General features: G+C 35.0%; 20 protein-coding genes, 1 pseudogene and 1 other annotated feature. Of the genes and pseudogenes, 12 read left to right on the top strand and 9 right to left on the bottom strand.

Annotated elements, in window-relative coordinates:
- Positions 1 to 70 precede the first annotated feature (70 nt).
- A complete protein-coding gene (locus tag NST39_RS03350) occupies positions 71 to 1042 on the bottom strand; it encodes a hypothetical protein (RefSeq protein ID WP_341027083.1) in 972 nt (323 codons plus the stop codon).
- 168 nt (positions 1043 to 1210) lie between these two features.
- Between NST39_RS03350 and NST39_RS03355 the strand changes: the two genes are divergently transcribed.
- From NST39_RS03355 to NST39_RS03380, 6 genes are all read left to right on the top strand, one after another.
- On the top strand, positions 1211 to 1525 hold the full coding sequence (locus NST39_RS03355) for a hypothetical protein (protein WP_341027085.1): 315 nt from the start codon (positions 1211 to 1213) through the stop codon (positions 1523 to 1525).
- On the top strand, positions 1525 to 2595 hold the full coding sequence (locus NST39_RS03360) for a cell division protein FtsK (RefSeq protein ID WP_341027087.1): 1071 nt from the start codon (positions 1525 to 1527) through the stop codon (positions 2593 to 2595). The genes NST39_RS03355 and NST39_RS03360 overlap by 1 nt, the downstream gene beginning before the upstream one ends.
- Positions 2596 to 3192: a hypothetical protein gene (locus tag NST39_RS03365; RefSeq protein WP_341027090.1), complete on the top strand. Its 597-nt coding sequence runs from the start codon at positions 2596 to 2598 to the stop codon at positions 3190 to 3192.
- A 133-nt stretch (positions 3193 to 3325) separates the two neighbouring features.
- Positions 3326 to 3940, top strand: coding sequence for a replication protein (locus NST39_RS03370; RefSeq protein WP_341027092.1), 615 nt, complete (start codon positions 3326 to 3328; stop codon positions 3938 to 3940).
- The gene (locus tag NST39_RS03375) at positions 3933 to 4139 is read left to right on the top strand and encodes a DUF3173 family protein (RefSeq protein ID WP_341027093.1); all 207 of its coding nucleotides are present in this window, start codon (positions 3933 to 3935) and stop codon (positions 4137 to 4139) included. Before NST39_RS03370 ends, NST39_RS03375 begins: the two co-directional genes overlap by 8 nt.
- Positions 4140 to 4141: 2 nt before the next feature.
- Positions 4142 to 5374 (top strand): tyrosine-type recombinase/integrase, encoded by a 1233-nt coding sequence (locus tag NST39_RS03380; RefSeq protein ID WP_341027095.1) that lies wholly within the window; start codon positions 4142 to 4144, stop codon positions 5372 to 5374.
- Positions 5375 to 5522: 148 nt separating this feature from the next.
- Here the strand turns inward: NST39_RS03380 and NST39_RS03385 are convergent, their stop codons facing one another.
- The 4 genes from NST39_RS03385 to NST39_RS03400 all read right to left on the bottom strand — a co-directional run bounded on the left by NST39_RS03385 (position 5523) and on the right by NST39_RS03400 (position 10335).
- On the bottom strand, positions 5523 to 6008 hold the full coding sequence (locus NST39_RS03385; RefSeq protein WP_341027097.1) for a YbaK/EbsC family protein: 486 nt from the start codon (positions 6006 to 6008) through the stop codon (positions 5523 to 5525).
- 154 nt (positions 6009 to 6162) lie between these two features.
- On the bottom strand, positions 6163 to 7221 hold the full coding sequence (locus NST39_RS03390) for an AraC family transcriptional regulator (RefSeq protein ID WP_341027098.1): 1059 nt from the start codon (positions 7219 to 7221) through the stop codon (positions 6163 to 6165).
- Positions 7222 to 8883 carry a 2-isopropylmalate synthase gene (locus NST39_RS03395; protein ID WP_341027100.1) on the bottom strand — a complete coding sequence of 554 codons (1662 nt, stop codon included), beginning with the start codon at positions 8881 to 8883 and terminating at the stop codon, positions 7222 to 7224. It lies immediately after the preceding gene.
- Between the two features lie 56 nt (positions 8884 to 8939).
- Positions 8940 to 9204, bottom strand: a binding site (T-box leader).
- A 243-nt stretch (positions 9205 to 9447) separates the two neighbouring features.
- Complete coding sequence (locus tag NST39_RS03400) at positions 9448 to 10335, bottom strand: AraC family transcriptional regulator (RefSeq protein WP_341027102.1); 888 nt, start codon at positions 10333 to 10335, stop codon at positions 9448 to 9450.
- A 129-nt stretch (positions 10336 to 10464) separates the two neighbouring features.
- Between NST39_RS03400 and NST39_RS03405 the strand changes: the two are divergent.
- The 4 genes and pseudogenes from NST39_RS03405 to NST39_RS03420 all read left to right on the top strand — a co-directional run.
- Positions 10465 to 10767: pseudogene (locus tag NST39_RS03405) on the top strand (GMP synthase (glutamine-hydrolyzing)); the annotation flags it as partial.
- Positions 10768 to 11065: 298 nt separating this feature from the next.
- Positions 11066 to 11581, top strand: a complete 516-nt coding sequence (locus NST39_RS03410; RefSeq protein WP_341027104.1) for a TetR family transcriptional regulator — start codon at positions 11066 to 11068, stop codon at positions 11579 to 11581.
- Positions 11578 to 12291, top strand: coding sequence for a hypothetical protein (locus NST39_RS03415; RefSeq protein ID WP_341027106.1), 714 nt, complete (start codon positions 11578 to 11580; stop codon positions 12289 to 12291). The genes NST39_RS03410 and NST39_RS03415 overlap by 4 nt, the downstream gene beginning before the upstream one ends.
- A 2-nt stretch (positions 12292 to 12293) precedes the next feature.
- On the top strand, positions 12294 to 13331 hold the full coding sequence (locus NST39_RS03420; protein WP_341027108.1) for a hypothetical protein: 1038 nt from the start codon (positions 12294 to 12296) through the stop codon (positions 13329 to 13331).
- Positions 13332 to 13812: 481 nt separating this feature from the next.
- Here NST39_RS03420 and NST39_RS03425 read toward each other — a convergent pair whose 3' ends face one another.
- Genes NST39_RS03425 through NST39_RS03435 form a run of 3 tightly spaced genes read right to left on the bottom strand, consistent with a single transcriptional unit; the run spans position 13813 to position 15371 of the window.
- Positions 13813 to 14589: a hypothetical protein gene (locus NST39_RS03425; protein WP_341027110.1), complete on the bottom strand. Its 777-nt coding sequence runs from the start codon at positions 14587 to 14589 to the stop codon at positions 13813 to 13815.
- A 31-nt stretch (positions 14590 to 14620) separates the two neighbouring features.
- A complete protein-coding gene (locus tag NST39_RS03430; RefSeq protein ID WP_341027111.1) occupies positions 14621 to 15181 on the bottom strand; it encodes a GNAT family N-acetyltransferase in 561 nt (186 codons plus the stop codon).
- A gap of 4 nt (positions 15182 to 15185) precedes the next feature.
- Positions 15186 to 15371: a Fe3+ hydroxamate ABC transporter substrate-binding protein gene (locus tag NST39_RS03435; protein ID WP_341027114.1), complete on the bottom strand. Its 186-nt coding sequence runs from the start codon at positions 15369 to 15371 to the stop codon at positions 15186 to 15188.
- A gap of 179 nt (positions 15372 to 15550) precedes the next feature.
- Between NST39_RS03435 and NST39_RS03440 the strand changes: the two genes are divergently transcribed.
- Positions 15551 to 16096, top strand: coding sequence for a sigma-70 family RNA polymerase sigma factor (locus tag NST39_RS03440; RefSeq protein ID WP_341027116.1), 546 nt, complete (start codon positions 15551 to 15553; stop codon positions 16094 to 16096).
- Positions 16065 to 17510 carry a DUF4179 domain-containing protein gene (locus tag NST39_RS03445; protein ID WP_341027117.1) on the top strand — a complete coding sequence of 482 codons (1446 nt, stop codon included), beginning with the start codon at positions 16065 to 16067 and terminating at the stop codon, positions 17508 to 17510. The genes NST39_RS03440 and NST39_RS03445 overlap by 32 nt, the downstream gene beginning before the upstream one ends.
- An 18-nt stretch (positions 17511 to 17528) precedes the next feature.
- Here NST39_RS03445 and NST39_RS03450 read toward each other — a convergent pair whose 3' ends face one another.
- On the bottom strand, positions 17529 to 18716 hold the full coding sequence (locus NST39_RS03450) for an MFS transporter (RefSeq protein ID WP_341027118.1): 1188 nt from the start codon (positions 18714 to 18716) through the stop codon (positions 17529 to 17531).
- Positions 18717 to 18785: the final 69 nt, after the last annotated feature.

An 18785-nucleotide genomic window follows, 5' to 3' on the forward strand; every position in this document is an offset into this window, starting at 1 on the left:
GTCTCATTCTAAAGGAACAAAATTGCATTGGTGGTGGTGTAGAATTATTTCAGTCTACATTATCACCTTTTTATTCTCCGCTAAAATTGAGTCTGTTAATCACCTCAAGCTCTATCGTTTGCACTCTTTTTAATTCTGTAATGTATGCCAAAGAAGATTCCACCAATAATTTTAACGTGTGTTCATCTAATGTCCATGGCTCACCTTTCATTTCTTTAGTTATCAAATTCCCAAATTTCTTATAATCTGAAATAATTATATTGCGAGCCCTTAACCCCAATGAATCCTCGTTCGGAACAAATTTCTGAAGAAATCTAGTTAAACGTGAGACAAAATTATTTAATTTCTTATCTAGTTTCTTCAAAGATTCCCCTTCTTGCATTATGAAATCTACAAACAAACTATGAATTTGTTTTCCGCACTTATAGTAAAGAAATTCAATTGCGTTTTTTTGTAAGGATTCATATTCTTTGAAAATATCATTTTCATTAAGATTATAAAAATGAGAAGAAATACTTAATTGACTATTGGGGAATTTAGGCATATCTATTTCACCAACCACAAACATTTGCCAATACGAGTGATATTCAGCATACGGAACATAGTCGAACAGTAAGTTATTATATAGTTTTTTTAATTCGCCATCATCCCCATATAAAACATCAATAAGAAGTTTTTTAAATAAAACTTTAGATAGGTCATTATTTTTAAAATCTCCCCATAGTAATTTACGTTTATTCTTTTTGAATCCCAACTCCTTTGTTAAATGTATTAATAGTGATTCAGATATTAGATTGGGATTTTTCTTGGGATAGGCTTTCCCTCCTGCAATATTTTTAATAATAGAAAGGTCGTATTTTTCGTATCTTAGTTGCCTATCTTCTTTACTATCTTGAGTAGAATCCTTTTGATGTCCATCATAGTCAGCCTTATTTTCATAACCTGCTAATTGGTAGTACGTCAAATTTAACTCATCTTTTTTTGCATGTACTCTTTTTCCAATCTTAGAAAAAATGTAGTTTTTGGTTTCTGTATAAATCATTGTGCCTCCTAGGGTGGTAGAAAATGAATTAGGTTACACCTAAATAATAACATACCATCTACTACTCTATGTTAATATACAATGAAAAAGTCAAAGGAATCGCGAGTCCTGAGATAAATAAATGGATGCAATATGTACTAGTCATATTTGCAAAAAAAGGAGAAAATCATGAAAACTAAAAATTCGAAAAGCGAATACAACGAAGAAACAGCAAAGCAGTATATTTCTGACGACAAACCAATCATCAATGTCTCTTCCGAAGTCGAAACTCAATATAAATGGATTGAGGGCAAACGGACAGATGAGGTGACAGGTTACAAACTCTACTTCACACAAGAGGGAGTTAACCCATTCGTAATAAAATTTGTCAATAACCCAGTTTTGCCACCATTTCTTTCCGAAGTAAAATTGGATAACCTTCAAGCAATCGAGATTCGTTCAAACGTGTATTTTCGTTCAGAAGGTGTAAGGGTTGTTAAATGATGACAAACTCAGAACTTGAAGGCTACTTGCTCCAAGCTTTGAATATGGCAATGCAGATTAACGGTGAGACTTCTTACACAAACTCATTTGATGTAAAGGTAGCGGATGAGGGCTTCTACTTCATCCCTCGCCTTCCTGCAAGCTATGTTGTTGATGATGAGCTTTATCAAAAAATTTATCTTATTAGTAACGCAGTTCTGTATCCTGATTTTACGTTATTAAAGCAAGCAGGAGCCTATTTTGTCCCATTGAAAACCCAAGATATTCACGTTAAACGTGCTCTTTTCTTTCCGTGGATAATTGGCATTTCTAAGCGATTGATTATCCGAGACATAGACCAATATGTTGCAAAATTGCCAATAAACAAAGTCCCCGTCATGGAAAATTTCGAGTTCAATCTAGATAAGGTTACAAGCATTGCTATTGCAGGAAACTCTGGGTCAGGCAAATCTTATGTCCTTACCTACTTCCTATGTGTATTGAAGAAAAGTTCAAAGCTTGTGATTGTTGACCCCAAATTTGATATGCCAAGTAGATGGGGAAGGGAGAACAATGTCAAAGTTATAGCTCCAAGCGATAACAGAAACAAGAGCGATTTTGTTTCAAGTGTAAATGCAGAACTTAGCCAGTGCTTGGAGCTGATTCATCAACGGCAACAGGTGCTATACAATAACCCACAAGCTGATTTTGAACACTATACGGTGGTAATTGATGAGGTTCTAGCTCTGTCAGATGGTACTGCTAAGCCGATTAAAGAAGCTTTTTTTAGTCTACTGTCTCAAATCTCATTGCTTGGTAGAGCTACAAAGATCCATTTGTTACTGGTATCACAGAGATTTGACAACAATGCGATTCCTATTTCTTGTAGGGAACAACTTAACGTGTTGATTCAGGTGGGGAATATAAATTCCAAGACCACACAATTCCTATTTCCAGACCTGTCACTTGAAGGGATAGTTATACCGCAAGGAATTGGAACGGGTCTGATACAGGTTATTGACTCCGAGCACCCATTTCAAATTGTTCCTTTATTAACACCAACATTTAATAATTTGAAAGGAATAATGTAGATGAAAAAAACAGGTAAATCATACTTTATCCAAACATTCCATATTAATGGAATCCTGCTATTTACTTCCATGATACTCGTCTTAGTTCGAGTTCCGTTCAAAATAATAGAAGTTTCTTTGATAAATGAAACAAGTCCATCTCTGACAGAGTATTCAAAAATAATGGCTAAAGTATTGGGGGCTATTTCTAATACATTGGATGGGATGATTGTGTTATCTGTCGGGATTTTACTTTTACTGGTAGTTCCAGAACTAATAACAAGGATTATTCAGGACTCATTAGCGAATTGGTTCCATTCAATATGGGTTAGCTTCCGTTTGAGGAAATTCCTAATAAGACAGGCAGACCATGAAGGTGAAGGGATTTTCAAGCTTGAACAGCATAATAAAGCAATCCGAAAATCCATCATTGATGTTAGGAAAAAGAAAATCACTTATATTGTTAAATTACCAAATGACGTTCAAGCGCAAAAACTTATTTTAGACACAAAAGAAATTCTTCGTGAAGAAATATCAAGTCGCTTTCCAGACTACACCTTATCGAATTTCGAACGGTACAAACACTGGCTAAGAATTGAAGGAACAAAAATGAGGTAACGAATAGCGGAGCTTTTGCCTGCCTTAGGCAGAGGCAAAGAAGCTCCGCTATTTTTATGGATGGTAGAAAACATCCCACGGGGTTACTACGACCCCCGTGGGATCAATAATCAATAATCGAGGAAGGTGAACTATGGAAAAGAAAAAAGAGCAGAGAAGTAATAAATGGGCGTTCATTTTCTATGAAGAGAGTGCCCCAGAGACCTATTTGGAAATTTTAGAAGAAATGCACATACCCTTTGTGTTGAGCCCTTGGCACGATAAGGACGTGAATAAAGAGACAGGGGAAATTAAAAAGGTACACAAGCATGGTGCACTATACTTTGATTCTTTAAAAAGTTATTCGCAGGTTTCAAGCCTGATTAGCGAAAAGCTTAACGCTCCAAAGCATGTTGAGGTTGTGATGTCTCCAAAAGGAATGTATGAGTATTTCACACACGCTGAAAATCCAGATAAGACACCCTACCAAACAGAAGATATTGAATGGGGGTGTGGATTTGAACTTGGAAAATTCCTTGTTGAGCATAATACGGGTGAATTTTTGAACAGCATTATTGATGTGATAGCAGAACATGATTTTAAGGAATTTGAAGATCTTGTAATGTACGCAAGAAAAAATGATTATTTGTTGCTTAAGTTAATCGTAGATAAAACGTATTTCTTTTCAAGGTTACTAGACTCAAGGCGTTACAGTTCAGAAAAACCCACTAGAAATATTTATAAAGTAATGGGGGATGATGATGAGTAAAACAATGGTGAACTCAGAAGACTTAAAGCGTGCTGGCTTCCCACCTTACACGGCTTCCAATATCATTAGACAAGCAAAACACTATATGGTACAACAAGGTTATGAGTTTTACGAGGGACGGCGTATTTCTGTTGTTCCCATACAGGCAGTAAAATCCGTTATCGGTGATGTTGAGTTGACCGAAAAAACGGAGGAATAACTTTGCCAAAAACTAGCTACCAAGATGTCTATCAAGACAAAAATGGGCAATACTATTACGAGGTAAGCTTAGGTACGGACAAAATCACAGGAAAACGTATCAAGCGTAAAGGTCGCAAGTCACAATCTGGAAAGAAATTTGAGTCAGCAAAAGAAGCCTATGCGGAAGCTATCCGTGTAAAAAACAACTTTTTGCAAACTCAAGGTTATTCAGATTATGGCATGACCTTTGAACAATTGATGAACAATGTGTACATTCCACATTATAAGACGGAAGTGACGGAAGATACATTTGAGTCACGGAAACCAACTTTGAAAATTCTACTAGGACGTTTTGGAAAGAAACCAATACGGAAGATTACTCTGCACGATGTTCAATTTTTCAGAACGTGGCTTTTGGATAAAAATGCCGCGGGATATTCACAGTCATACGCTTCAATGGTCTTTGGAATGTTGAAAAAAATTCTTGAATTTGCCGTAACTCTAAATTACCTTGATAAGAATATTGCTCAACAAGTGAAACCAATTCCGAAAGGGAAAACGGATGTTGCTTACTGGACGAAAGACCAATTTGAGAAAGTAATCTCGAAGATTTACACCGAAGATTTTTATGAGCATTTGTGCTTTGTGATGTTGTGGGTCTACTACATGACAGGTGTTCGTGTGAACGAAGGAACAAGTCTTTGGTGGGATGATGTTGATTTTGAGAAAAAACGGCTTCGTGTTCATCATATGCTAGTTACTAAGAGTCGCAAGAATTACAATCGCAAGAACCACACTAAAACTGCTGATGGAAAACGGGTGCTTGCTTTAGATAATGATACTCTTGAAATATTGCGTGTATGGAAAGAGCGACAAACCCAACATGGAGATATGAATTTTATTTTCTCCTATGATGGCTTACCCATGATCAAATCAACGATTGCCCGAGTGATTGCACGATATGCGAAGCTTGCAGGTGCTCCAGTAATACAGGCAAAAGGACTACGTCATTCTCATGTAAGCTTTCTCATCAATGAATTGAATGCTTCGGTCTTGGTTGTCTCAAAACGTCTCGGGCACAGTTCGCCAGAAATTACGCTTAAACACTATGCACATTTGTGGCGTGGGATTGATGATGGTGTCGCCGAATCAATGGCAGGCATAATCAAAATTGAAACTGCAACGAGTAAGCAATTTACATTTGTCGGTAATCAAGCGGTGAAACAATTGTCGCCAAAACTGTCTCCAAGGTAATGAAGACACCTTAGAAATATGATAACAACAGGCTTTATAAGCCCTGCCCGCTCCATTGAGTGGGAATAGTTATAAAAGAGCTAGAAACCTTTGGGTATCAAGGGTTTTTAGCTCTTTTTTATTTTTAATTGCACTTTTTCCTTTTGTTTTAATGTGTGAATTCATCATTCCATCCCTTACCCACATCAATCCATTGTGAATAACCGGAGTATTTTTCTAATTGTTTGATTGTTAGTTCAATAGCACTGTTACTGCTCCCGCAGGCTGGATAGACTGTCTCAAAACGTTTTAGTGAAATATCTAAATAAACAGAAACGCCATTCTTTATAGCAAAAGGACATACTCCGCCAATTTCATGACCGACCAAGTCAACGACCTCATGAGGAGAAAGCATTTTAGCTTTTGTTTTAAAATATTCCTTGAATTTTTTGTTGTCAACTTTTGCATCGCCAGAGGTCACAACTAAAATAGCTTGCCCATTCACTAGAAAGGAGAGTGTTTTTGCGATTCTTTCAGGTTCGCAGCCCAATGCAGAAGCAGCCAAGTCTACGGTTGCACTAGATACTGTAAATTCTTGAATTCGAGTATCCATATCATATTGTTTAAAATAATCTTTTACTTTTTTGATTGACATGATGATTTCTCCTTTTTATTAGTATTGATTTGACATTTTCTCGATTTTAAAATTGTACTTTTAAGATACATTCTGCTCATTCTAAAGCAATCTTTTCTTTTTCAAAGTAACAAGTACAGTCACTTCAAGTGCTAATACAATAGAGTCATGATTATCATGATCTATTATTTAAACGATATTGTTGTGGTGTTAGGTGATACTTTCTCTTAAATAAACGAATGAAATGCTCTACATTTTGATAACCAACGGCTGCCGCGATATCATCTACTTGTAAATTGCTACCTGTGAGCATTTTGCAGGCTTTTTCCAATCTTATTTCTTGTCGAATCTCACTAAATGATTTGCCAAGTTTACGAGTTATATATTTTGACAGATAAGATTGTGAAAGGTTAAATTCTTCTGCCATCTCCTGGATTGTGATATGCTCACAACATTGCTGAATATATTGGAGCATTTGAATCATACGTATATCACTATATTGTTTGACCTGATTTACGTTCATATGACTTGGTTTGAATCTTAATAAGAGACATAATAATATCTCAAACAAATTATTCATAATCAATTGGTAACTAGGGAACCGATTATAATTTTCTGTAAATAGTTGAAGAGAGCAGTCTAGCAAATTTTTATCCAAGCGACTATGAAAAATAAGAATATTTTTATTTTCTTTTATATACATTGCATTCAAAAAGAACTCTGAAATGACATGATTGCCTTTTAACATTTTAAAAAACACTTTTTGAAAAGTACTTTTACGGATCATGATTTGCATTGCGATTGTATTCTCCATGACAATTGGCTTGTGTATTGTATCAGGTGGAATAAAGGCAATATCTCCTGATTTTAAAGTCATTTTTTTATCTTCCACTTCTACATACATCTCATTTTCCAGAACATAGATCATCTCAAAGAAATCATGGATAGCCGACAATTGAGGCATAAAACGGCTATACTTTCTCACTTCGATATCATTCTCCTGACCTAACCACATGGTATCCTCTTTTTCAAATTCGTTCTGCCCTTTAAGTAAAAATTCTTCTATATATATTTGCTTATGCATTAAATTGTTTTTATCATAATCCTTCAAAAATAATTGCAATGATTGATTGTCATGCTTTTTCTGTTGGTATTGTTGATAAAAGATTTCTTGCTCGTTATATTCTCTTAAATATTGCATCGCTTCATGTTTTTCAAGTTTATCTTTTTTCATCTACATCCAAACCTCTAGTCTATTTACTGCAACCACCAGGGCTTTCACTGTTGCTTCAATAATATCTTTATCAATTCCAGCACCCCAATGCATTTTTTCTTGATATGAAATACCAATCTGTGCACAGGCTTTTGCTTGAGAATCCTTGCCCAAAGAATTCTGTTCATAGACTTCCAAAACATACTCGAGATGAAAATATGCTTTTAACGCATTACTGATTGCATCTAAACTTCCAGTGCCAGTTCCTTGTATTTCAATTTGTTGATGATCTCTCAGCAAAGTGAAGGTGACTTCCTGCTTCTCTCCTTTATGAAATTGATAATCAAGCAGCTGGAAATGAGGGTGAAAATCAACATACTGCTTTTCAAAAACATGATATATTTCTTCGACAGACAATTCCCTATTTGTCTGATCAGATACTTTCTTCGCTTCATATCCCATGGCTTCATTCATTTTATAAGGAAGTTGAATGCCATAATTTGTTTCTAGTATATAGCCTATGCCGCCTTTTCCAGACTGGCTATTGATTCGAATTACATCCGTTTGATAATTCCTTCCCAAGTCAACTGGATCTACTGGGATATACGGAACGTCCCATTTATCAACATGATTTTCCTTTCTATATTTCATACCTTTAGATATCGCATCTTGATGTGACCCAGAGAATGCGGTGAATACCATCTCGCCAGAATATGGCTGTCTCTCATGAACAGTAATTTTGGTTAGTTTTTCATATTTTTTACGAATCGCTTCTAGGTTATTGAAATTCAATTTTGGATCATAACCTTGTGAGTACATATTCATCGCCAAAGTAATCAAGTCTACGTTCCCTGTACGTTCACCGATACCAAATAATGTACCTTCGACTCTTTCTGCGCCAGCTAGCACACCAAATTCTGCATCACTCACCCCAGAGCCACGGTCATTATGAGGATGAACAGATAATGTCACACTGTCTCGGTAAGACAGATTTTTGTGTATATACTCAATCTGACTTGCAAAGATATGAGGCATTGAATATTCAACTGTTGTCGGAATATTGATGATCGCTTTATGATTTGGTGTCGGTTTCCAAATATCTAAAACACTCTTACAAATATCTAACGCATAATCCACTTCTGTTCCTGGAAAGCTTTCAGGACTATATTGAAAATAAATATCGCTTTCTGTTTTTTCGGCCAGTTCTTTTACTAAAATAGCTCCATCAATTGCAATTTGTTTAATTTCATCTTTTGTTTTCTTAAATACTTGTCTGCGCTGCGCTTCTGAAGTCGAATTATATAAATGAACAATCGCTTTCGGTACCCCCTTAATTGCTTCGAAGGTTCGGCGGATTATATGCTCTCTCGCTTGCGTGATCACCATAATCGTTACATCGTCTGGAATCATATGATGATCAATCAGTGTCCGTAATAGCCTAAACTCCGTATCAGAAGCAGCTGGAAATGCGATTTCAATTTCTTTAAAACCTATCTCTACTAGTAACTGAAACATTTCCAATTTTTCTTCTAAGTTCATAGGAATAGGTAATGCTTGATTTCCATCCCGTAAGTCCACGCTGCACCATATCGGAGCACTTTCTAAAGTTTCGTTCTTCACCCAATCATAAGTAAGGTTCGGTGGCAAAAAGTATTTCTTTTCGTATTTTTTGTGGTTAAACATAATCGATTCCTCCTGTAATTGGAATATAAAAAAAGCCTATCATCTCCAAGATTGAACTTGGAGACGAAAGACTTCTTCTTACGCGGTACCACCCCTGTTTCATGATAACCATACATTATCATGCCCTTATTCGGATACAGATTGTTATATCTTGTATCCTTCCCATATAACGGTGGGGTGCCGACCTTAACTACATCAATACTTTTCATTTCACTAAGGCTACTCTAAGGTGAGTTCCCTACCTTTTTGTTATTGCTTCTCATCAACCAGCAACTTTCTGAAAACATTTCGGCAAGTACTATTCCTTATCATCGCATTCTAATTTTTCTGATTTTTTCTATTATACCAAGATGACAAAAAAGAGATAGTGGTAGGGATATCTTTTTTAATTGATTTTTTTTGTCCTATGGGTGTCTTATCTTCATTTTACTTCTGTTTTAATGTGGTATCCTCTTCACCAAATAAAAATCCGAGGCCACAAATAAAGGTAAGAGAATTCACAGCGAACAATAAAATCGCACCAATTGTTTTCATGGCAATCAATCTCCTCTTCACTTCAGTCTGTTAGCCTTCAAAATTTAAATTCACTGGTTCATCCTCTAAATCATCCACAGTATTTTGTTCTGTCACTGGCACACTTTCATCTACAATTTTAAAACTAAGTTCGTCCATCCAAATTTGACCTGGACCTTGTAGTAATATGCCAAACGCAATAACTTCACTTTTTACTGGAACATCTAGTACGACACTAAAATGATTCCATCCATTTGTTCCTGTAATGGGACGGTTCATCATGTTGTCAAACGCAAGAACTTCACCTGAAGAATGGTCAATCCTCATCCATAAACCAGCTGAGCCTTTCACATCTTCGCTTTTGACAAAAGCAGAAAATTGAAGACGTTCTCCACGGTAACGATCAGACTTAATTTGCTGCATCAATGTTGCGAAACCTCCAGCTTTTTCATTTTTTGATTTTAAATAAGCGGAGTTAGTCCCACTGTGTACAATTCTGTTATCCAAACCTGTTTCATAGTCAGTTGGGGTATCCCCCGTCATAATCCAGCCAGTAGGTGTGTTCTGATTCTCAGCCATATTTGTTTCCTCCTCATTAATCACATTCCTTAATAATTTCCGATAACGTGCGGGTGACATGTCATATATCTTCTTAAAGGCTCTAGTGAAGGATTCCTGTGAACTAAATCGATACTGCAATGCGATGTCAATCGCCCGTTGATCCGTATGAATTAAATCCTTTGCCGCTTGGGTCATCCGTCGTTCCCGTATATAATCAACCACTGACTTCTTAATCACATTTTTGAACATACGGTGAAAATGAAACCTAGAATAACCAGCATGTTTCGCTAGAGTTTGTAGCGGTAAATCGTCTTTTAGATGTTGTTCAATATAATTCAATGTTTCTTGAATTGTTTTCTCATGTTCTTGATAGGACAACCGAGCACCTCCTTGCCTTACGAGTTTAGTATAGCGGAAATCATCTTTTAGAAACTTGACTTTTTGTGCTATGTTGCAATATTAGAACGATCTTCTTATCATAGGTTCAGAGCTGGATATATCTGAAGTCAGTTGTTCCTAGGTCTGGGACTAGGCATTCGTATACTGATTGAATTTCTGAAGAAAAACTAGAAATCATCCGTGAAGTTGATGCGATTCTACGCGAAGAAATTGACAGTTTCGGTTTAGAGTGTGATAGCTGTCAATACTTCACGGTCCCACAGACATCCGTAGCTTAAGGGTCATAGGTGACGAAAGAACATACGACTACACAATGGCATCCGTGCAGTTAGAATCCCTTGGGACAAGATTTCAACTTGTATCGTGAATGAAGAGGAGCATATTAACCGTGTGGTGTATGATTACGATTAAGACTTGCTACGATGGAGAGAGAATAAAGACATAACGTTATTTGAAGTTATATGCAGTTCTATCAACGTTTTAAAGCTTGTAATATGACTGAAAACATTTAAATAACAACATGCTCACCATCAAAAAAATCACCATTAAAATAAATATTGATGCTTTTAAAAAATTATCAATTTAAGAATTTTTAACCATACTTTTGTTTATATTTGCTATAATATTCTTGTAAGAAATTTCATATTTAAAGATCTTGTCATAATATATCAGTTTCAAGATTAGCTATTAGAAAAGGGAGGGGATTTTTATGAATTACTTTAAAATTCTATTTCAGCCAAATGATAAGAAAAAACCTTTTCATAAGCAGCTATTTTTGGATAATGTTATAGTGGGTGAAAATGGATATTCTTGTGGGGTTCAGTATTCTCCAAAATCTTTTAATGACTGGTTAATGAATGATAATATATATAAAGTTTTTTTGGATAGTACAGTAAAACAACTTATAATGAGTAATCAAAGATTCTTAGATCTTATAGAAGAGCAAGGAAGACTAAATCTAACTCTTGTTGACTGTAAATTTAAAAATATTGATATTGATGATGTATTATACGGTGAAGAGTTTGATTCAGAATTACTAAAATCAGTTATAGATTCCTATGAATATGAAATCATGCAAGTTTACTTGAGGACAAAAAATCGCCACATGGTTACTTTAAAAGCTAATGGTGTACTAGGAATAGACAGTGATTTATCGGAAGATGAAGTCAACGATATTAAAAAACTAATAGATTTTCTTGGTTTTGGTCCAGTGATGCTTGTATGAAAGAGAAAATTTTTCAAGCATTAAAAACATTTATAATTACACTGGTTGTTGCATTTATAGTGACTGATCAAGAGAACATTGTATATAATATTTTGAATAAATTAGGTTATGAAAAAGATGAAATATTAAAGAAAACCGTTTTAAGTGGTGTAATTACAGTATTTATAACAATCATATTAATTTTTATTTCATACTCTTGGTCGAAATTAAAAGAAAATTTAACAAAAGTGGATGTTACACTAATAACTAAAGTGGATGGGACAAAAAAAACTACTTGTAAATTTTCGCCTAATAATTATGAATATGCTGAAAAAGATATAGAAATAGAAGTTGTTCTTAAACCAGGAGGAAGGTTATCGAATCTATTATTAAAAAAAATAGGGTTAAAACTTAATGTATACTTTAATCCTGAAATATTAGACATATCTTTTTATAATAAGTGGGATTCGGATATAGAAGGACCATTTAGACTATCTGAAAGAAATATAAACATTGATTTACTTGGAGAAATTGAAATTAAAGGAAATAAGTTTCTGGAAAGTAGCCCTAAATTAATAGAAAAGTTTAAAATGAAACCTATTAGAGTGAAGAATGATGTGACTACTTTGGATTTTAAGATATCGTCAGAAAGTTTTATTACAAGGACAGTCTCAAGATTTTTATTATCCATTGATTGTGATTCATTGAAAGTAACTTGTAAGGAGGAATAGAATTGCCAATTACCAAAGTGACTTGTAAATTCTTCAAACTAAAAAATAATTATATAAAAAATTTGGACCATGTGCAAAAGAAAATATTAAATAAAACTTATACAGAAAAACTTATTATATCTAAAAAAGATATTAAGCTAGCAGAAACTTTATCTGATGATGAAAAAAGCTTTTATTATACTTGGGAAGGTATTTCTGAACTAAATGAAATTGAATTAAATAAAGCAAGTAAAGAATCTAAGGAGACAATTTGTAAGTTTTTATTTGCTACAGCAAATATTGAATATACAAAGAAAATAAAGAAAGATGAACGAGGGATATTTCTTCCTAAAAAGGAAAGAGTTAACTATACTCAAGTTAAGACATACTTTTTCTGTATGGAAGATTCTATTTATATAATTATCTGCTCTTCAAATGAGACATGTATAGAGAGGGTAAGAAGACTTATTGGTCTAAATTACATATCCGATCAAAATGATGGTTATTCTATTCAACCTGATTTATTTAATTGGCTATTTTTTAAGTATACTCAGGATAAAGGCACTTTAACTGATGAACTTACTCTGATGAATATAAATGGTTTTATTGGTAACATTGGTGATGAACACAATATTTTTGAAGGAACTTCCGATCAAACATCTGAACTTATAATAACTAAAGCTTTTATAAGTAATGGGGAAACGCTAAAAACAATTACTGCTAGGTTAAAAAATGAAGATATAGATATAATTTTTACTGTTGATGATCAGTCTAATACTCAAATCTATACACGTCAATCAGATGTATTAAAACTTCTTGAATTTCATGATAATGATACTTTCTTTGTTATTTATCTATACAGTAAATTGATACCTGAATTAAAATCTTTATATAATAGTGCTTCCTCTCAGTTTCTTTCTAAAGAAAAGAGAAAATTTTCTGAAAAAATAGGTTTAGAGGTAATAGATTCGATAATCAAACAAAACTCTCTAACCTTAGAAGATGTTTCAATGTTATTTGAAAACTCGATACAATTGCAACAAGTTGATAATATTTCTTAGAAAATTAGTTTTATTTTCCGCTTTGTGTGGTGAGAATAAAGACGATGATTATTGTTATTATGATGAATTTAAAGTAAAGAGTAGGGAAGTAGATTATTTATCTCTAGGTTAATACCCCTTTATGAAAAATTGGAAATTGTAAGGACTAAAATTGTAATCATAAACATTAATAAAATTTGAGACCATATTATGTTTATCTGATGAAAAGTATTAAAATAATCAGGTGCTAGTCAATTAAAGAGTTAAAATGTTTTTTCAACAATAATCTATTTTGTTATTATGTGATTTGCAATGAGCTTCCCAACCGTAATTACGATTAATATCAATTTAGATAGTAAGAAATCTCGATAAGGTTTTATGTCACTATTTTTTGTGATTGAATGGGAATAAAAAATAGAAAGCCTATAATCCTTATTTAAAAGAGATTATAGGCTCTTTTTCTTTTAAAAAAGAAGATAATAAAATTTCTAAAATAAACAGGTCATTCAATTATCTCAGGCATACATGAATTAACCCTATATATTTTATTGTTTTTTGTTGATGTATAAAAGGAGTATCTCTGTTTATAATGTTTTCCTTGAATATCGTAGAAAGTAACATCGAATTCCCATTCTATCGCTTCTGAGGGGTTGATTTCTTGATTATTTCCATCAATTGCAGTCAAATATAAACAAAATTCACTGTGATTATCAACACGTAAAACATCTGTATCAATTGGTTCACTGACTCCTAAAATATCATGACCATCTTTATTATTTTGTTGAAAAGATGTAATATTATAATTGTATTGCATATTATTGGGTTTACTATCTTCCTTCAAAATTTTAACATGAACAGAGAAGGCAATACCTGCACCTTCATTTCTTATTTTGAAAGGAATAGAGATGGTACCATTGTTTAATATTTTCATTTCACCTTCAAATCTATGTATCTGCTTTCTGGGGATTAGAGATAGATATGGTAAATGCTTCAAACGGTCAACTTCTTTATTATTCGCCAATTGTTCCTGGTATTTTTCCTCTGCTTTTTCCATACTTTCTAAATGAAGTTTATGCTGATGTGCCAGTGACCTTATATTTATTTTATTTGTTAAATAAAGAGTTATCCAACATATACTAATAGATACTAGAGTTGGTACTATGATTTTAAAAAATTCTAACATGAAGATACCTCTTTCATTTTGATATGCTATGATGGTTTTCAGGATATTAATGAATGTTTGTGCTTCAAACTTTTTAAACCAGTCTTCTACCCACATGTCGCTTGTTTCTCCTCTATCTCAAAGAATTTTATTCATAATCCCTCTTCAAAATCGCATACATATACACATCATCAAACCCATTCTGACCAAGATCATACTCTCTCAATAAACCCTCACGTAAAAAATCAAAGTTCTCCAATAATTGAACAGAAGACGTGTTTGTTGGATCAATGATGGCTTCAATCCGGTTCAGATTCATCTCCTGAAACCCATATCGTAACACCGCAGCAATCGCCTCGCTCATAATGCCTTTTCTCCAATGATCGTGATGCAATTCATAGCCAATTTCCGTGCGGCAGTGCTGTTTTTCTAGATTGAGAAAGCCGCAGCTGCCAATGATGGCGGGGTCATCTTTTAAAGAAATGCCCCATCTAATCCCTGTTTGTTCTTTGAAGATATTGTCATACCACTTGATTTCTCCTCTTGTGTCTTCAATGGAATCATGAGCATCAATTCCCATGTATCGGCACACGGTTTCATTGGATAAATAGATGTGCATATCCTCAGCGTCTTCGATCGTTGCTTGTTTTAAGATTAGTCTTTCGGTATGAATTGTTGGAAATGATTGTGGAAAGGTCATTTTGTTCATGTGTTTATCCTCCATGTGATGTCTTTTGTTCTGTACATGCCTTACAATAAAAAACCCCTTCATTCCTCAGCCAAGCCTTCACCTCTGTCATTCCTCTTCTCTTTGGATAGATCAGCTTGACGTACACTTCTTCGTTTCCTTCTATCTTTTTCTTACAGCTAGTACACGTGGGTTCTTCAAATAGAAACAATCGACATACTCCTTTTTGTAGATATTTCTTCCATTATATCAAATGTTCAACATAATCTTTGCTGCTCGTTCTTCACTTTTTCTATTTTTATCCGACATATGCTAAGTAAAATAAATTTTCATTTGTTGAAACCGTTTGAGAGAAAGCTTGCTCTAACAGGTGTAGGAGGTGTGAGTGAGATGAAGCAAGTGCGTCTAATTAAAAAAGCACAAAAAGGGAATGTCCCGGCATTTGAGAAATTAATGCTGATGTATCAGGAGCGTTTATATAAAACGGCTTTTCTCTACACAAGAAATAAAGAGGATTCGTTAGATGCTGTTCAAGAAACAGTCATTAAAGCGTTTAAGCATCTATCTGGCTTAAAAGAACCGGCTTATTTTTCTACCTGGCTGACGCGGATTTTGATTCATACGATTTTTGCGATGAAGAAAAAGCAGCAAGATGTTGTTCCGTTTGAACAGCATCATGAAAGCGTTGAGCGGAATGATTTTTTGGAAGACAAGCTAGATTTAAAACATGCACTTGATGTGTTAGACGAGCAATACCAGATTGTGATTCAGCTATTTTATTTTCAAGATTATTCGATTTCAATGATTTCTCAGCAGATGGGTATGCCTGAAGGAACGGTCAAAACTCATTTGTATCGCGCAAGAAAGTTATTAAAGCAAACATTGGAGAAGGAGGAGAGTGTCGATGGAACGAAAAGAAATGAAAAAGCTTTATGATGAGATTGATGTACCAACGGTTGAAGTAACCTCTGCGATTCGCCAAGCAATAGGAGATGTGAAAGCGGAAAAGAAAAGACTTTTGTTCACATGGAATTGGAGAACGCCAATATATTCTGTCATCATACTAATCGTTCTTTATTTTTCATCAGGCTTTCTTTTTCCTTCTCTTAATACAGCGATGGCACGTGTCCCGATTATTGGACAGTTTTATATGATGTTTCACGATAAAGTAGGAATGTCTCTTTTTCAGAGTGATTTGGTGAAGCATGTCAATGAGGGGGCTGAATCAAGAGGGGTTACTGTGAAAGTAAATAGTGTGTATTATGATGCCGGGCGGCTTGTTTATACGTTTACTGTGGAGAATTTCCATACAAACGAAGATGTTGTATCGTTTAGAGTGAATCCAGAAAAAATCGATGGAAACTTTCAACTGAATTTTGATAAAACAGAGTTGAAAAAATTAAAAGATGGCCGCTATGTTGGGCAGACGGAAGTCTATACAAATGGACAAACGATCAAACAAGGTCAACAAGTCCCGCTTGTTATTTCGAAGATTGGGGATATTGTAGGGAATTGGCGCTTCAAGTTACCTGTGGTCAAGCAAAAAACCACTTTATTAGCGGGACAAAAAGACGTGTCTATTTTAAATGGACGTTATCAAATAAGAAACGTAAAGGTTGAAAACGGAGTGAATGGCTCTGCTATTCAATATGCCATTGATTACAATGGTTTTGCCAAAGATGATAAAGTTAGTATACATGGGATGAAAGATAATTTAGGAAATGAGTATGAGCTTGAGATTGGAACTGTTTTAAGGAAAAAACAACTGACTTCTGATAAAAATAGAAAAGAACATTTGACGATTTTGAATCAGCCGATCAATCCAAAGGCGACCGAATTGACATTTGACACATCTGTGGATATCGAACGAGAATACAGCCACATCATTCCTCTCAAGACAAAGCTGCCTATTCAGTTCAAAACAAAACACCATGGCATCGGAATCAAAATCAATAAGATAGAGCAAAAAGACCGTTCTGTGATGGTTGATTATCAATTTACTGGAGTAGATCAAAAAGAATTAGATCAGGATGTGATGAAGAATATAGGTGAATTCATTGGATTAGGCGATGTTGAAAAGATGAAATCATGGCCCAATCCACAAGCAGACTATGAAAGCGGATATTACTTGAAGGGGAACCATGCGAAGATGACGAATGTAAAGACAGCTTCCATGCAATCCACCTTTGAATTTGATGATAAGAATCTAGAGACTTTATCATTAAACCATTTTTCTTTTAAAGATTATGGGCTTTATCTTGATTTGTCAGAACTGAATATGTTGGCACCACAGAAAGCGATAAAGGTAACCATTCCAGTCAAAAAAGAAACTTCAAAAGCTAGTCAATAAATAAGAGAGCGAACATGGTTATCCATGTTCGCTTTTTGTCTGCTTTTGGACCAGTCGATTACGATGGAACGAGTATCGAATCAACATGAACGCAACAAAACTAGCTAAACCGCCAATCCAGCTTAAGTTTGTGACATTTGTATATTGAATCATCACACCGCCGATTGACGATCCGAGCATCATGCCGATATTCATAATCGCTGTATTAAAACTCAGCACGGTTTCTGATGCTTGGGGTTTTAGAGAGATGAGGTAAAACTGCTTCGCTGGAGTTGTTGTCCATGTTGCGATGCCCCATATGGCTAATGTGATCAAGACGCTAATTGTAGAAAATTGTGTAAAAAATAGGGTGAATAGAGCGAGCATCTGGATCATGATGCTGATCGAGATGGTTCGGTTTGGTCCCCATTGATCAACGGCGAAGCCGCCAAATCGTGAGCCTATAAAAGCAGCGATTCCTAAAATGAGTAAGGCGATACTTGTCATTTCAAGAGAGAAGCCAGCGGTCTGTCGTAATAAAGGTGAGATATAAGTGAACACCATTGTGTAGCCTAAGATCCAAAAGACGGTCGTGGCTAAGCCGCTGATCACCCTGCTATCTTGAAGGAGATGTAATTGCTGCTTCAATGGCAGTTGTGAATGTCCCTCCATGCGTGGCAGTAATTGATAAAGCAGTAGTAAAAGACAAGCAGTACCTAGTGCAATGATGAGAAAAATATAGTGCCAATCTACATGACCTGATAGAAATGTGCCAATAGGGACACCAAGTACGAGTGAAACGGTAAAACCAGTAATGACCGTCGCCATTGCACTTCCCTTTTTTTCTGGAGGGGCGATCTGCGCTGCATAATTCGTGGCGACGACAATATATAAGCCGCCACTCATGGCCATGATGACTCGGGATAGCAGGAACAGCACAAAGTGATGGCTAAAAAAGGCGACCACATTGCCTAAAATAAACACAAAAATAGCCGATAACAGAACCTTTTTTCGGTTCAATTTCGATGTTGCCATCACTAAAAAGAGAGCACCTACTGCATAAAAGAGAGAGTAAACGGTGATAAGCTGCCCGGCAGCAGGAATGGAGATGTTTAAATCAACAGAAATAATATCTAGAATGCCTGACACGACGAATTCTGACGTGCCTGTGACGAATGAACCGACAGCTAAAAGAATAATCAATAACTGATGTGATGTGTTTTTCATTTTTGAACCCTTCCTTCAATTTGATACGTTGTATTTAGTTTAAATTCCGTGCTAACATAAGTAAAATTG

The sequence above is a fragment of the Bacillus sp. FSL W8-0645 genome (assembly GCF_038007905.1).
Lineage (GTDB): Bacteria > Bacillota > Bacilli > Bacillales > Bacillaceae > Bacillus > Bacillus pumilus.

What these genes read in the sequence shown, in the direction of transcription:
- NST39_RS03430 (WP_341027111.1), bottom strand. Translation starts at nt 15,181, where the DNA reads ATGAACAAAATGACCTTTCCACAATCATTTCCAACAATTCATACCGAA.
- NST39_RS03385 (WP_341027097.1), bottom strand. Translation starts at nt 6,008, where the DNA reads ATGTCAATCAAAAAAGTAAAAGATTATTTTAAACAATATGATATGGAT.
- NST39_RS03370 (WP_341027092.1), top strand. Translation starts at nt 3,326, where the DNA reads ATGGAAAAGAAAAAAGAGCAGAGAAGTAATAAATGGGCGTTCATTTTC.
- NST39_RS03365 (WP_341027090.1), top strand. Translation starts at nt 2,596, where the DNA reads ATGAAAAAAACAGGTAAATCATACTTTATCCAAACATTCCATATTAAT.
- NST39_RS03415 (WP_341027106.1), top strand. Translation starts at nt 11,578, where the DNA reads ATGAAAGAGAAAATTTTTCAAGCATTAAAAACATTTATAATTACACTG.
- NST39_RS03445 (WP_341027117.1), top strand. Translation starts at nt 16,065, where the DNA reads ATGGAACGAAAAGAAATGAAAAAGCTTTATGATGAGATTGATGTACCA.
- NST39_RS03350 (WP_341027083.1), bottom strand. Translation starts at nt 1,042, where the DNA reads ATGATTTATACAGAAACCAAAAACTACATTTTTTCTAAGATTGGAAAA.
- NST39_RS03375 (WP_341027093.1), top strand. Translation starts at nt 3,933, where the DNA reads ATGAGTAAAACAATGGTGAACTCAGAAGACTTAAAGCGTGCTGGCTTC.
- NST39_RS03395 (WP_341027100.1), bottom strand. Translation starts at nt 8,883, where the DNA reads ATGTTTAACCACAAAAAATACGAAAAGAAATACTTTTTGCCACCGAAC.
- NST39_RS03450 (WP_341027118.1), bottom strand. Translation starts at nt 18,716, where the DNA reads ATGAAAAACACATCACATCAGTTATTGATTATTCTTTTAGCTGTCGGT.
- NST39_RS03360 (WP_341027087.1), top strand. Translation starts at nt 1,525, where the DNA reads ATGACAAACTCAGAACTTGAAGGCTACTTGCTCCAAGCTTTGAATATG.
- NST39_RS03425 (WP_341027110.1), bottom strand. Translation starts at nt 14,589, where the DNA reads ATGTGGGTAGAAGACTGGTTTAAAAAGTTTGAAGCACAAACATTCATT.
- NST39_RS03440 (WP_341027116.1), top strand. Translation starts at nt 15,551, where the DNA reads ATGAAGCAAGTGCGTCTAATTAAAAAAGCACAAAAAGGGAATGTCCCG.
- NST39_RS03355 (WP_341027085.1), top strand. Translation starts at nt 1,211, where the DNA reads ATGAAAACTAAAAATTCGAAAAGCGAATACAACGAAGAAACAGCAAAG.
- NST39_RS03390 (WP_341027098.1), bottom strand. Translation starts at nt 7,221, where the DNA reads ATGAAAAAAGATAAACTTGAAAAACATGAAGCGATGCAATATTTAAGA.
- NST39_RS03410 (WP_341027104.1), top strand. Translation starts at nt 11,066, where the DNA reads ATGAATTACTTTAAAATTCTATTTCAGCCAAATGATAAGAAAAAACCT.